The following is a 13,084-nucleotide window of genomic DNA, read 5'->3' as shown; positions in this document are numbered from 1 at the left end:
AAATATTAACTACCCATGAAAACTAATTTTAGTCGCCTCTTGGCGATAATGGTTTTTACATGTTTTTCAGTTATAGCATGTAAAGAAGATGCCAAAAAAGAGACTGCGATGTCCGAAGAAATTCCAGGAATCAATCTGGAAAACATGGATAAAGACGTAAGTCCTAACGAAGACTTTTACAATTACGTGAATGGTAATTGGATGAAAACCACTACTATCCCAGATGAAGAAACACGTTGGGGAGGATTTGGCGTGTTACGCAAATCTACTAGAAATGATGTGCTAGAAATTCTTAATGTCTCAAAAGAATTGGGAACCTATAAAGAAGGGTCTGATCAGAAAAAAGCACTTTTAATCTTTGACTCTCAGTTAGATACTGTTGCAAGAGATGAAGCGGGTATTAAGCCTTTAGAACCTTTATTAGAGAAGATTAATAGCATATCTAATCTTAATCAAATGCAAGAAATTTATGCTTCTACTTTAGGCGTCTCTGCACCATTTGCGGGTATTGGAGCTAATCCTGATTTAAATAATAGTACTATGAATACTGCTTGGGTATTCCCAGGGGGATTAGGGTTACAACGTGATTATTATTTAGATCAAGACGAAAAAACTAAGGAAATTAGAGGTAAATATGTGGATCATATGACGCGTATGCTTCAGTTTATTAATTATTCAGAGACTAATGCTCGTAAGGCTGCTCAACGTATATTAGAATTAGAAACCCAATTGGCAGAACCTAGGTTAGATAAGGTGGCGAGTAGAGATATTAGAAACTTTAATAACCCAACTTCTCTTCAGGATTTGCAAAAAATGGCCCCATCAATTGATTGGAAGAAATTCATGGATGATATGGGCATTGAAAAGAAAGTGGATACACTTTTAGTAATGCAACCAAAGTATATGAAATCCTTAGATGCCTTCTTACAAGAGACCCCTATTGAGGATATTAAAACTTTAATGACATGGAGTACATTAGATAATGCAGCTGGCTTCTTAACCACAGAAATTGAAAAAGCAAATTGGGATTTTTATAGCAAAACATTGCGAGGAGCTAAAAAACAAAGAACACCAGAGGAAAGAGCACTAGGAACTGTAAATGGAAGTGTTGGTGAGGCTATAGGAAAATTATATGTTGATTCTAAATTTCCGCCTGAGGCAAAAGAAAAAGCTGAAAAAATGATTGCTAATGTTATTAAAGCTTTTCAAAATAGAATCCAAAAACTAGATTGGATGACAGATGAAACAAAAACTAAAGCAATTGAAAAGCTAGATAAGTTTACGGTTAAGATTGCATACCCAGATGAATGGGAAGATTATTCTGAAATGCAAGTGAAAGAAGGGAACTCTTATGCGGAAAATATGTTAGCAGTTGGTGAATGGTCTCAGAAGAAAAACTTATCAGAGATAAATGAGCCAGTAGATAAAAAGCAATGGGGTATGTCTCCACAGACTGTTAATGCATATTTTAACCCATTAAACAATGAGATAGTATTTCCTGCTGCTATTTTGCAACCACCATTCTATAACTACAAAGCTGATGAGGCAGTAAATTATGGAGGTATAGGAGCGGTAATTGGTCATGAGATATCTCATGCTTTTGACGATTCTGGTGCACGTTTTGATGGCGATGGCAATGTGAACAATTGGTGGACTCCTGAGGACCTCGCAGAGTTCGAAAAGAGAGGAAAAGCTTTAGCTGACCAATACTCTGCATTAGAAGTACTTGATAGTGTTTATGTAAACGGACCATTTACTTTAGGAGAAAACATCGGTGACTTAGGTGGTGTTCTTGGAGCTTACGATGGATTACAATTGTTTTATGAAGAGAATGGAAGGCCAGATGATATTGATGGATTTACACCAGAACAGCGATTTTTCATGTCATGGGCAACTGTTTGGAGAACACTTATTAGAGAAGATGCTTTAAGAACTCAAATTAAAACAGACACACATTCGCCTGGTAATATAAGAGCAACACAGCCTCTAAAAAATATAGATGCATTTTATGAAGCTTTCAATATTAAAGAGGGAGATGCTATGTATTTAGCTCCAGAACAACGTGTTAGAATCTGGTAGAAAATTTAGTTAAAAACCTAGATATATTATATAAAAAATGCAGCTTAAATAAGCTGCATTTTTTATATAATATATCTAGTGTCTAATTTTTTGGTGCTGCTTTTTTTGCTTCTAAAGCTTCACGAGTACGTTTAGCCATATTAAAATTAGGGTCAATGGCTAGCGCATCGTTAACCAATTTTAGAGCAGGGTCTACATTTGTTTGGTTTTCTTGGAATGTAACCAGAGCCTTAAGGTATAAAAATGCTGCTTTTAAAGAGGTCTCGTATGGACGTTGCGTTTCGTAAAAAGCACGTTTCATATCATCTTTGGCATTAGTGATACCATATTCGATTTTTGATTTTGCACCAGCTAAATCAGAATTCTGAATCATTAAATCAGCAATCTCATAAGCTAAAGATGGATTAGCTTTTCTGCTAAACAAAACATTGTAATGCTCAAGAGCTCTTTTGCTTTCGTTTAGGTTTTTAAGAGAAATTGCTTTTACTTCAACATTTAAGTCAGAGTCTGTTGCATTTTTCTCAATACCAATAGTGTTAAGTGCTTGAAGATATTTGCCTTCAGATACATATAAGTAAGCTAAAGTATCTCTTCGTGCTTGAGACGGTGTTAAGACTTCTAAATGTGTCATTGCATTGATAACACCTTGAACGTCTCCTTGGTTTTTCATTTGTTTGTAAAAAGCTTCGTAATGTGCTTTTAAATCTGCGTTACCTTGAGAAAAACTCATTGCTGAAACAAGCATAACTAAGGCAATTGTAATCTTCTTCATTGTTTTAAAATTTAATGCGCCAAATCTATGAAAATTAATACGAATAGGTCTTAAAAAGTTATTAATTTCCTAGAGGCCAGTTTTGTACTCATATTTCAAGAGTTGTGCCAATTTTGTGGCATCTATTATTTTTCCCATAGAAATGTCTTCTCTATTATACTCAGGAAGCTCTAAGTTATTTGCTTGGCAATACTGTTTATAGTATTGCTCTTTAGTTGGGTGATTAGGGTAGCAGGCATTAAATTCTTCGTTCCAAAAGTCTTTTTCAATTAATTGAGCAATAATAGAAATACAATCGTTTTTATGAATTAGATTAACGGGTGCTTCGGGATTTAAAATATGTTTTCTTCCTGAAATTATTTTCCCTGGGTGTCTCTCTTGGTCAAAAAGCCCTGCAAATCTTAAAATCGTTGTATTAAAAGCTGAATTATTTTTAAGTACATTTTCTATTTCAATAAGTTGTTTTCCTGAATTAGATATTGCATTAGGTTTTGTTTTTTCTGTAATTATTGGAAATTTAGGGTCATTATTATAAACTGAAGTAGAACTTATATAGAGCACATTTTTAATACTGCTTTTCTCAATATGCTTAATAAGTAATTTGATTTCAGAAACGTAATTCTTGTCTGGGTTTTTTCTTAAGCCAGGTGGAATATTTATAATTAGTGTTTCTGAGTTATTTAGGAATTCGGAAATATCACCTTCAATTTTAGTTTCATTAAGGCGAATTAAAAAAGGGGTAATGCCAAGGTTATCGAGCGCTTCGAGTTTGTTTTCTGAAGTCGTAGAGCCTTTAATGTCAAGTCCATTTTCTATAAGCTGTATGGCTAATGGTAGACCTAACCAACCACAGCCAATGATGCTTATTCTATTATTTATTTTGCTTATACCCATTGTGTTATTTGAACTACAAATATAAGCTTGCAATATCATTTTTTTGCTTAGCTCCTTAATTTTAAGTAACTTTAATATTCACTCTTAAAAACAAAGGTTATGGGTATTAAAAGTTTTCAAGGAGCGCGTAAGCAACAAGCGAGCATGCCTCAAAAAGCACTTAAGGTTAGGGATTATATGACCACTAACTTAATAACCTTTAGCCCTCATCAAAAAGTACATGCTGTAGTCGAGGCCATAATAAAAAACAAAATTTCTGGCGGGCCTGTTGTTAATGAAAAAAATGAGTTGGTTGGCATAATATCTGAGGGTGATTGCTTAAAACAATTAAGTGAAAGTCGTTATTACAATATGCCATTAGAAGAAGATATGGTTGAAAACCGCATGATTAAAAATGTAGAAACCATTGATGGCAACATGGATATTTTTGATGCCGCTAATAAGTTTCTTAATTCTAAAAGACGTCGTTTCCCTATAGTTGAAAATGGTAAGCTAGTAGGGCAAATTAGCCAAAAGGACATCCTTAAAGCGGCACTGCAACTTAAATCCGAAAACTGGAATAGTAATATAAAAGGTTAATCGTCACGTTTTACTAGAGCGTAGTAATCACCATCTAAAGGGAGATAGCCTTGGTCGTATATAAAGTAGTATATCGTTCCTGCTTTTGTGGTATATATGCTCGTAAAATAATTGAAATCAAACCCTTTCTCTATAAGCTTTGCTCTTGAGGTTTTTGTTTTTTTATCAGGATTTAAATCTTCAAGTATTCTGTAATTTTTTCTTAGTCTATTATTAGTGTTTCTAATTAAGTTTTTAGAATCTTTATTAATGCGATTATTATAAGCATTTCTACAACCATCACTACAGAATTTTTTATCTACTCTACCAATTATTTTGTCTCCACATTCTGGGCATGTTTTATTCATAATCTTGGATTTTTAATGCGATACCATCTTAAAATTTCTTCATTTTTATATTTAAAGTCTTCGATATAATTCAGACCTATTTTTAATAAAGCTTTATGGGATGCTATGTTGCCTAGTTCGGTAATGCCATAAATTGTTTTAAGGTTTAATGCTTTAAACCCAAAGTCAACAGATGCTTTTCCTGCTTCTGTAGCGTAGCCTTTGCCCCAATATTCAGGCATTAGTCTGTAGCCAACATCATAGAAGTTAGTTTTGCTATTAAATGTATAGTCATCAATAAATCGCAAACCAGACCATCCAATAAAAGCCTCACTTTGTTTTTCAATAACGGCTAACCTACAAATACCATGACTGATATATTTTGGCAGGCAGTCTTCAATATATCTCTCAGATTCGCTTATATCTTTTACAGGTTTATTACCCAAATATTTATGAACTATTGGATTAGAATCTAGTTGAAAAAGTGAGTTTACATCTTCTTTTCTAAATTCTCTAAGAATAAGTCTTGGCGTTTCTATATAAATAGATTTTCTACTGATAGCATCTAATTTTAAAGAGATATTAAACGATTACAATATACAAATTATCCATTTACAAACGACTACAAATATTTACAAACGAATTTAAACACGTAACTACCGACTTTAATTAGGTCATCTTCTAATATTTGCTCTGTCGAAATACTACTGGAATAGTTTCAGTACTTAAACTCGATAGTATTAACTGTTTAACATTAAAATTTTAGAACACATGAACACATTAAGAAACAAAGTACAGTTGATTGGTAACTTAGGAAATGATCCAGAAATCATCAATCTTGAATCAGGAAAAACACTTGCAAAATTCTCAATTGCTACGAATGAAAGCTATAAGAATTTGCAAGGCGAAAAAGTAACAGACACACAATGGCACAACAGCATTGAGCATTTGCACCATCGATTTAATCGCAATCGTGCCGCCTAAGAGAGGCTATCCGCTTGTCCCTTCTCATTATGGTGATTTTTTAAAACAAGCGAGGCTTGATAAATGCCTAACTCGATTTGAAATGGGATTAGAGTTGGAAGTTTATGAATCAACAATCGATAAATGGGAACGAGGAGTAGCAGAACCTAATATAAAAAACAAACAAAACATAATACAGTTTTTGGGCTATGACCCAATACAAATAAAACAATTTAGAAATCATGAATACATTAAGAAATAAAGTTCAGTTAATAGGAAATTTAGGAAACGACCCAGAGATTATCACTTTAGAAAGTGGTAAGAAATTGGCCAAATTCTCACTGGCAACAAATGAGAGTTATAAAAATGCTCAAGGAGAGAAAGTAACACAAACTGACTGGCATAATTTAATTGCATGGAACAAAACTGCTGACATTATTGAGAAGTATGTAACCAAAGGAAAGGAAATTGCAATCGAAGGTAAATTGACTTCTAGGAGTTATGATGACAAAGAAGGACAGAAACGATATGTGACTGAAGTAGTGGTGAATGAGTTGTTGATGTTAGGAAAATAATTTATTTATTCTCAAGAATAATAATAGTATTTAAGAACTAACTCCTGCCTTTTAAGCAGGAGTTAGTAATAGTGAACAGAATATTCATTACGATTGATTAATTGCTGAACATCCACTTGCTATTACAGCACCAACACCTCCAGCCAATAGCCCTAAACCATCACATCCAGCGACTTTCCACCAATTAATTGAGGCTTCGTGTTTAATTACATCATCATTACTCACATTTTTTAGAAGTTGAATTCTATTCTCCTTTTTTGAATAGAGCTTGGCGCTGTGGTATGTAATAGACAATATCTTTGTAAAGACCTCCTTGTTATTAACTTGTCGAATATTATTTTTATAAAATTCACTAAGTTCCATTGCAGATTTTTTTAAGTTTTCTTTATTCTTTTCTAGTATATCTAAGACTTCAATCCATTTTTCAACAATACTTGGTTCTGGATTAAATGGCCCAGTATTCCCTCCGTTTAAGAGTATATTCTTTAGATAGTCATATATATTTTCTCCTTTAGGAGGCAAAACATTAATAGCTTTTATATCTTCCTCGTTATAGCCTAATTCTAGATTTTTATTAAGATCTATTATTTTCATCTTAAAAATTTCTTGAGCTTTTTCACTTTTAATTTTAAACGACGGAATAGCACCTAATACTTGTTGAAGCATTAAATTGTGAACTATACCAGGAAATAGCCAATAAGGGCTTGGACTAGAGTTCGAAGTTTCAACACAGCTGTCATTTTTTAAAACCAATTTTTCAATTTTTACATTTTTGATTTCGAGTTTCATAATATTAAAATTTTAATTCACCTACTCTATATTACAGTTTTCGGTTTCCCTGTTTTCACTTTACAAATCTCCCATTAAACCCATATGTAATTGATGAGCGAGCAACCTTAAAACATCTGTTTGATTAACTAAAAAAAGTTAGGTTGTTTAACCCTAGTTATTTAGGTTCAACTACTTACTAAAACACTAATTGATATTTCTTTATTTGTGAAGATTTAAAAAAAGTATATTTAATAACTTAAAAACATGAAATCATGAAAACAAAATTTTTAACTTTAGTAACAGCTTTAGGAGTAACTGCCTTAATGATGAATAGTTGTTCTTTTTTAAGAGGAACTGGGAGCACTTCGAATAGCACTTCTATTTGTATGAATTATTCTTCTCAGCCGATGAGTGATTTGGATGTTGGTTTAGTTCACAAAATGACAAATGGTTATGAAGACAACCAGCTTACTGCTATAAGCAGGTCAATGCCAAAGGATTCCAGAGCTATGTGGCTTGACTTAGAAACGATAAAAGCATACATCTACCACTTAGAAATTAATGCAAAAAAGAACAATATCCCTAGTACTGACTTAGGACTTCGCTTTTATTATGCAAGTTATCCTGAAAAAATGGCGTCTTACTCAGATTTAGCTGGGCTACCAAATACATTTGAAAGGCGTCATACATTAATTGCAGTTTCTACAATACGAAAGAAAGGTATTGATCTCGATTTTGACCCAACGAATCCTGACACATATAATACTGGTATCATTGGTATGGAAGAATACTTGGACCCAGCTAAAAAAATTCCTGTAATTGGAGCTTCACACAGTGGAAGTAGATCAACTCAAAGAATAGGTGTTCAAAATCATGGTAATTTGTATCCACCTTTTGGTCCTGCAGGTGTTGCATTTTAATTTTTGTAAATGGAAGAGCTTTATCAAATACTAAATCATATCCTGTTAGTAATTCAATTTTTAGCAGCGCTAACAGGATGTTTTTATTTTTTCAGATTAAGAAATAGCTATTGGAGATGGTTCTGTGTTTATTTGGTAATTATATTTATACAGGAGTATATTCTAACATCTATAGAGTTTATATCTGCTGAAACAAATCAATACTATAATTTATTTTTTGGAGTCCCTCTTGAGTTCATCTTTCTTTATTGGCTTTATGCAAGAAAATCTTTGCAAAAGAACACCTTGTTTATTGTTTGTACAGTCCTATACATTTTAACTTGTATAATTATAAGTTCTATTGAAGATGTAAGAGGTGCTCTTAGTTTTTGCTTGAATGTAGGTTCCTTAATCCTAATTATATTGGTCGTTCTTGAATATTTAAAACAAATAAAGAACGATAGTATTCTCAAATTTCAAGAGAATAGAATGTTTTACATAAATTTTGGGGTAATGCTATTTTATATTGGCTCTCTGCCATTTCATGTGTTTCAAAAGTATTTATATCTTGATTACAAGAGTGTTGTTGAATATTATTATGTATATTTTCTAATAGCAAATTGCATTATGTATTTGCTATTTATAGCTTCGTTAGTATGGGGGAAAGAACAATCGTAATAATTTCATTTATAATATTCAATCTTGTTTTCATCATTTTTATGGTGTCTATTATAGCATTTGTGAGACAATACAGAATTAAAAAGAAAGAACACTTAAACCAACTTGAAACGGTTGATATATTGCATAAAAAGGAGCTTTTAAAAACACAAACTGAAATACAAAAAGAAACAATGCAACATATTGGCAGAGAAATACATGATAATGTTGGGCAAAAACTCACGCTGTCGAGCTTATATCTTCAACAACTTGTTTATGAAAAAAAAGTACCAGACGCTAACACAACTATTAACAACATTAACGACATCATTAATGAATCATTAAACGATTTAAGACATCTCTCAAAATCGTTAACAGATGATACTATCACAAACTATACGCTTTCAGAATTAATTAAAAACGAATGCAAAAAAATTCAAGAATTAAAGACCTATGACATTGCGTTTGAGAACAAATCAAAGCACCATATCAATTCCTATCAAACTAAAAGTATAGTGTTTAGAGTGGTCCAAGAATTTATACAAAACAGTATAAAACACGCACAATGCAAAAAAATAAATATCGACATGTTTACTTCTGAAACTGAAATACAAATGCGTTTAAAAGATGACGGTAAAGGGTTTGATACTGAAAGTACAAACTTTAAGGGGATTGGCTTAAATAATATGAAGAAAAGAATAGGAATACTTAAGGGTAGTTTTAATCTTGAAAGCAATAAAAACGGAACCACATTAACTTTAAAAATACCTGTTTGATGAAACACACAATAGCTATTGTTGATGACCATATACTAATTGCAAACGCATTAAAAAGTATAATATCAAATTTTAAAGATTTTGAGGTAATTCATATTAGTGAAAACGGATTAGATTTTCAAGAAAAAATCAAGACTAAATCGCTCCCTAAAATCATTCTATTAGATATTAGCATGCCTATTATGGATGGCTTTGAAACTGCCCAATGGTTAAAAGCAACCTATCCAGACATATTAATTATGGCATTAAGCATGCAAGATGATGAGCAAAGTTTAATTAAGATGATTAAAAATGGAGCTAAAGGCTATATGCTCAAAAATGCGCAACCAAATGATTTAGAAAAAGCATTGAACAGTCTTGTGAAAAATGGTCAATTTTTTCCAGATTGGGCAGCAAGCAAAGTTTTTACAAGCATTCGAGAAGATACCATTGACGCTAGTTCAAAGTTAAATTTATCTGACCGCGAAATAGAATTCTTAAAATACTCCGTAACTGAAATGAACTACAAAGAAATTTCAGAAAAGATGTTTTGTAGCCCAAGAACTGTAGAGAATTACAGGGATAGTCTATTCGAAAAATTAGAACTTAAATCTAGAGTTGGACTAGCTGTGTTCGCCTTAAAGAATGGTTACTCAGATTGATTTCTTTAAATCAAGGTGAAAAAGTAAATTCTCCATCAACACATAATATTGTGGCATGGGGGAAAACAGCGCAAATTGTAGAGAAGTATGTTGGTAAAGGAAAAGAAGTTGCTATAGAAGGCAAATTAACCACACGTTCTTGGGAAGATAAAGACGGTATAAAAAGATATACCACAGAAGTTGTTTGTAGCGAATTATTAATGTTAGGAAAATAGAAAGCTAAATAATGTAAAAGAAGAAGGGAAGCATGAATGCTTCCCTTTTGTGTATAATTTTAAGAGGATACTATTTCTTAATTATCTTTTGTGTAATGCTTAAATCAGAAGTTTTACTTTCTATAGTGAAAAAGTAAAGTGCATTTTTAAGATTACTAAGGTTAGAAATCTTAATTTTTCCACTTGCAGCATTTGCAGATTGATTATATACAACACGACCATTAATATCTATAATAGAGATATTAAACTCTTGGTTAGTTAAGTTAGATGGCAAATCCAAAGTTATAGTCTCTGTAAAAGGATTTGGGTTAATTTTAATATTATCAAGAGAAAAATCATTAGAGCTTAAAGCTCCTTGACAAAGTGTCCAACCCATATCTTTCAAAAACCCTAGAGTTACATTACTTGGATCGTGAACCGCTTCCCCTAAACCAGTTGTTGGTGTCATTAGCAGATTTGAAGTAAATCCAGATTCAGCCCAATGGCTGTAAGAAGAAGATGATTGATAAGTTGAGGGTGCATAGGTATTAGGTCTTACACCACCATTTTGTGCAACAGCAGTAGGAGCATTGCATGTTAAATTTTCGCTTGTAATAGCTATTAACATTATATCAGATGGATCAGGAAAGTTAACTTCATTTAAAATAGATATAGGATTTGTTAAAATATCTTGCCCACTTATAAATGTATCCCAAATACTAAAATATTGTGCACCTGGCTGATACGTTAAATCAAGTGCTCTTCTTATATAGCCTTCAAAGTCCGGACCTGTACCAGTTCTACCTCCAAAACCAATCATACCTAATCCATGTCCTAGCTCATGCAATACTACAGTAACAAAATCATATTGGGTTACAGTTGGATTTCCATCAGTACCAAAATACCAGTTCGAATACTGAGAATTAAGGTTACAGTTAATATCTATGGAGTTGGAGCCATTAAGTTCTGTGCCTAAAATAGATTCCGCTAATGCTGCTGGATATAGTGTATTTGCCCCACCACCTGGGATTTCTGTAAAAAATGCTGGGCCAGCACTTCCTAATGATAGACCTAAATCAGTCCAATTGGCATTTACTCGTATAGTAACAGGTGAGTCTAAAAGTGACTCCCAAATATCTACAGCAAACTGAAATGCTTGTTGTTCTGGCCCATTAACAGGAAAACCATTGTATGTTACTTCAATTGAAGAACATGGGTTTACTCTATTTTGAAATCGCTCTTGTACCCATTCTCTTGGAGGAATATAGACTCTATTTTGATAGTTGGAAATTGTTAATGTACAGCCAATCATGTTATAATCATGGTCATTATTTTCTATAACAGTTAGTTGACCATTATTATTTTGACTATATGATAGATTAAAAACAAAAAATACAATTAGGGTTGCTAAGTGAGTATTAATGTAATTTTTCTTCATAGAAGCAAAGTCTTGATTATCAGTATAAAAATAGTGAAACATTATGATTTAAGACAATTTTTTTTGTAAGTAATTTCTGTTTTTTTGTTCAAGCCTCTGTTTAGCTCTTAATGATGTATAGCAAAAAAGGGAGCAAAATTTGCTCCCCTTTTCTTTATTGTATTGAATATTCTAATTCTTAATTATCTTTTTTGTAATCCTTAAATCTGATGTTTTACTTTCTATAGTTAAAAAGTAAAGTGCATTTTTAAGATTACTTAGGTTAGAGATTGTGATTTCCCCATTTAAAGTATTAGCTTCAGAATTTGAAATTATACGTCCATTAATATCTACTATAGACACATTAAATTCTTGATTTATAATTTGAGGAGGTAATTCTATAGTAATAGATTGCGTAAAAGGGTTTGGACTTATTTTTACGTTTTCTAAAGCAAAGTTTTCTGTACTTAATGAGCCTTGACATAAGGTCCATCCCATATCTTCCATAAACCCTAAGGTGACATTACCTGGATCATATACATCTTCACCAGCACCTAAAAAAGGAGTCATTAAAGCAGTTTCAGTACCATTAAATGTACTTTCGTCCCAATGACTATAACTTGTGCCAGCCACAAAATTAGTTGGAGCATAAGTCTCTGCAAGATCCCCTCCGTTTTGAGCAACGGCTATTGGGCTATTGCAATTCAGACTACCATCATTAGTAGTAAATGCAGTCAACATTGTGGTTGAAGGGTCAGGAAAGGTGGTTTCATCTAGAATAGGAGTGCCATTAGACTCAATAAATGTGTCCCACGGGGTAGTCCATATGGCATTTGGGTCATTCTCTAAAGGAGTTGTGTTTCCGTTTACATCTCTTCTTATGTAGCCACCTGTTCCAAATAGTGTACCTCTAGTTCTTCCAAAACCTGCCATACCTAATCCATGACCAATCTCATGTAATACTACAGCTGTAAAATTAAAAAATCCAGGAGGTGCATCTCCGTTTATATCTTGAGGAAAAAACCAGTCTGATCTAGATGAGTTAAACTGACAAAATATGTCATCGCCAGTATTTACCGTATTAGTTAATTTCTCAAATAAAGCTGCAGGATAAATAATATTGTCTGTACTGCCAGGTAATGGAGCAAAATAAGAAGCAGCTGCTCCACCAAGGTTACTTGGATTACCGGTATCTACCCAGTTAGCATCAATATATATAGTCTGGTCAGATTCTATAAGTGTTGCCCATATATCAACAGCCAATTGAAAAGCAATTTGTTCAGTTCCTGGTCCAGCAGGTATTCCGGAAGGGAAACCAGTATAATTAACAACAAAATTTGTACATGGGGTAGAGCGATTTTCTAATCTTTCTCTAGCAGCTTCTCTTAAAGCAACAAAAGTATCGTTTGGGGTACCTGTATCTGGCATTTCACAAATTAACCTTACTTCGTCTATGTTTTGGATAGACTGAGAATAGGTTACTAAAACTGATAAAAAAAAGAAACAAGTAAGATAGGTTATTAAGGTATTCTTTTTCATAA

Annotated in this window: 14 protein-coding genes and 2 pseudogenes; 9 read left to right on the top strand and 7 right to left on the bottom strand. The window is 32.8% G+C overall.

Annotation, left to right across the window (positions count from 1 at the left end):
- The first annotated feature begins 15 nt into the window (after positions 1-15).
- The gene (locus tag Q0770_RS03360; protein WP_299113982.1) at positions 16-2,079 is read left to right on the top strand and encodes a M13 family metallopeptidase; all 2,064 of its coding nucleotides are present in this window, start codon (positions 16-18) and stop codon (positions 2,077-2,079) included.
- An 82-nt stretch (positions 2,080-2,161) separates the two neighbouring features.
- Here Q0770_RS03360 and Q0770_RS03355 read toward each other — a convergent pair whose 3' ends face one another.
- Together Q0770_RS03355 and Q0770_RS03350 are read right to left on the bottom strand one after the other, a co-directional pair.
- Complete coding sequence (locus tag Q0770_RS03355) at positions 2,162-2,851, bottom strand: hypothetical protein (protein WP_299113980.1); 690 nt, start codon at positions 2,849-2,851, stop codon at positions 2,162-2,164.
- A gap of 69 nt (positions 2,852-2,920) precedes the next feature.
- Positions 2,921-3,745 (bottom strand): NAD(P)H-binding protein, encoded by an 825-nt coding sequence (locus Q0770_RS03350; protein WP_299113978.1) that lies wholly within the window; start codon positions 3,743-3,745, stop codon positions 2,921-2,923.
- Positions 3,746-3,844: 99 nt separating this feature from the next.
- Between Q0770_RS03350 and Q0770_RS03345 the strand changes: the two genes are divergently transcribed.
- Entirely contained in the window at positions 3,845-4,324 is a 480-nt protein-coding gene (locus Q0770_RS03345) for a CBS domain-containing protein (RefSeq protein ID WP_299113977.1), read from the top strand.
- On the opposite strand, the gene Q0770_RS03340 is transcribed toward Q0770_RS03345, so the two are convergent.
- Positions 4,321-4,671 (bottom strand): hypothetical protein, encoded by a 351-nt coding sequence (locus tag Q0770_RS03340; RefSeq protein ID WP_299113975.1) that lies wholly within the window; start codon positions 4,669-4,671, stop codon positions 4,321-4,323. The genes Q0770_RS03345 and Q0770_RS03340 overlap by 4 nt on opposite strands.
- Positions 4,668-5,171 carry a GNAT family N-acetyltransferase gene (locus tag Q0770_RS03335; RefSeq protein ID WP_299114077.1) on the bottom strand — a complete coding sequence of 168 codons (504 nt, stop codon included), beginning with the start codon at positions 5,169-5,171 and terminating at the stop codon, positions 4,668-4,670. Before Q0770_RS03335 ends, Q0770_RS03340 begins: the two co-directional genes overlap by 4 nt.
- A 250-nt stretch (positions 5,172-5,421) precedes the next feature.
- Here Q0770_RS03335 and Q0770_RS03330 point away from each other — a divergent pair.
- From Q0770_RS03330 to Q0770_RS03320, 3 genes and pseudogenes are all read left to right on the top strand, one after another.
- Positions 5,422-5,592 (top strand): annotated as a pseudogene (locus Q0770_RS03330) (single-stranded DNA-binding protein); the annotation flags it as partial.
- A gap of 31 nt (positions 5,593-5,623) precedes the next feature.
- Entirely contained in the window at positions 5,624-5,875 is a 252-nt protein-coding gene (locus tag Q0770_RS03325; RefSeq protein ID WP_299113973.1) for a helix-turn-helix transcriptional regulator, read from the top strand.
- Complete coding sequence (locus tag Q0770_RS03320; RefSeq protein WP_299113971.1) at positions 5,856-6,188, top strand: single-stranded DNA-binding protein; 333 nt, start codon at positions 5,856-5,858, stop codon at positions 6,186-6,188. The genes Q0770_RS03325 and Q0770_RS03320 overlap by 20 nt, the downstream gene beginning before the upstream one ends.
- Positions 6,189-6,275: 87 nt before the next feature.
- Here Q0770_RS03320 and Q0770_RS03315 read toward each other — a convergent pair whose 3' ends face one another.
- Positions 6,276-6,977: a hypothetical protein gene (locus Q0770_RS03315; protein ID WP_299113969.1), complete on the bottom strand. Its 702-nt coding sequence runs from the start codon at positions 6,975-6,977 to the stop codon at positions 6,276-6,278.
- Between the two features lie 254 nt (positions 6,978-7,231).
- Between Q0770_RS03315 and Q0770_RS03310 the strand changes: the two genes are divergently transcribed.
- The 4 genes and pseudogenes from Q0770_RS03310 to Q0770_RS03295 all read left to right on the top strand — a co-directional run.
- Positions 7,232-7,879, top strand: a complete 648-nt coding sequence (locus Q0770_RS03310) for a hypothetical protein (RefSeq protein WP_299113967.1) — start codon at positions 7,232-7,234, stop codon at positions 7,877-7,879.
- Positions 7,880-8,514: 635 nt separating this feature from the next.
- Positions 8,515-9,291: a sensor histidine kinase gene (locus Q0770_RS03305; protein WP_299113965.1), complete on the top strand. Its 777-nt coding sequence runs from the start codon at positions 8,515-8,517 to the stop codon at positions 9,289-9,291.
- Positions 9,291-9,932, top strand: a complete 642-nt coding sequence (locus tag Q0770_RS03300) for a response regulator transcription factor (protein ID WP_299113963.1) — start codon at positions 9,291-9,293, stop codon at positions 9,930-9,932. The genes Q0770_RS03305 and Q0770_RS03300 overlap by 1 nt, the downstream gene beginning before the upstream one ends.
- Positions 9,933-9,943: 11 nt before the next feature.
- A pseudogene (locus Q0770_RS03295) lies at positions 9,944-10,147 on the top strand (single-stranded DNA-binding protein); the annotation flags it as partial.
- Positions 10,148-10,217: 70 nt separating this feature from the next.
- On the opposite strand, the gene Q0770_RS03290 reads toward Q0770_RS03295, so the two are convergent.
- On the bottom strand, positions 10,218-11,564 hold the full coding sequence (locus Q0770_RS03290) for a T9SS type A sorting domain-containing protein (RefSeq protein ID WP_299113961.1): 1,347 nt from the start codon (positions 11,562-11,564) through the stop codon (positions 10,218-10,220).
- A 171-nt stretch (positions 11,565-11,735) separates the two neighbouring features.
- Complete coding sequence (locus tag Q0770_RS03285) at positions 11,736-13,082, bottom strand: T9SS type A sorting domain-containing protein (protein ID WP_299113959.1); 1,347 nt, start codon at positions 13,080-13,082, stop codon at positions 11,736-11,738.
- Positions 13,083-13,084 lie beyond the last annotated feature (2 nt).

Source organism: uncultured Winogradskyella sp., assembly GCF_947501905.1.
In the GTDB taxonomy this organism is placed as follows: Bacteria; Bacteroidota; Bacteroidia; order Flavobacteriales; family Flavobacteriaceae; genus Winogradskyella.
The sequence above is the reverse complement of the archived record's forward strand: the minus strand, read 5'-3'. Positions and strand labels throughout refer to the sequence as shown.

Excerpts from the sequence above, each read along its gene's own strand:
- Q0770_RS03360 (WP_299113982.1), top strand. The coding sequence starts at position 16 with ATGAAAACTAATTTTAGTCGCCTCTTGGCGATAATGGTTTTTACATGT.
- Q0770_RS03355 (WP_299113980.1), bottom strand. The coding sequence starts at position 2,851 with ATGAAGAAGATTACAATTGCCTTAGTTATGCTTGTTTCAGCAATGAGT.
- Q0770_RS03350 (WP_299113978.1), bottom strand. The coding sequence starts at position 3,745 with ATGGGTATAAGCAAAATAAATAATAGAATAAGCATCATTGGCTGTGGT.
- Q0770_RS03345 (WP_299113977.1), top strand. The coding sequence starts at position 3,845 with ATGGGTATTAAAAGTTTTCAAGGAGCGCGTAAGCAACAAGCGAGCATG.
- Q0770_RS03340 (WP_299113975.1), bottom strand. The coding sequence starts at position 4,671 with ATGAATAAAACATGCCCAGAATGTGGAGACAAAATAATTGGTAGAGTA.
- Q0770_RS03320 (WP_299113971.1), top strand. The coding sequence starts at position 5,856 with ATGAATACATTAAGAAATAAAGTTCAGTTAATAGGAAATTTAGGAAAC.
- Q0770_RS03315 (WP_299113969.1), bottom strand. The coding sequence starts at position 6,977 with ATGAAACTCGAAATCAAAAATGTAAAAATTGAAAAATTGGTTTTAAAA.
- Q0770_RS03310 (WP_299113967.1), top strand. The coding sequence starts at position 7,232 with ATGAAAACAAAATTTTTAACTTTAGTAACAGCTTTAGGAGTAACTGCC.
- Q0770_RS03305 (WP_299113965.1), top strand. The coding sequence starts at position 8,515 with ATGGGGGAAAGAACAATCGTAATAATTTCATTTATAATATTCAATCTT.
- Q0770_RS03300 (WP_299113963.1), top strand. The coding sequence starts at position 9,291 with ATGAAACACACAATAGCTATTGTTGATGACCATATACTAATTGCAAAC.
- Q0770_RS03290 (WP_299113961.1), bottom strand. The coding sequence starts at position 11,564 with ATGAAGAAAAATTACATTAATACTCACTTAGCAACCCTAATTGTATTT.
- Q0770_RS03285 (WP_299113959.1), bottom strand. The coding sequence starts at position 13,082 with ATGAAAAAGAATACCTTAATAACCTATCTTACTTGTTTCTTTTTTTTA.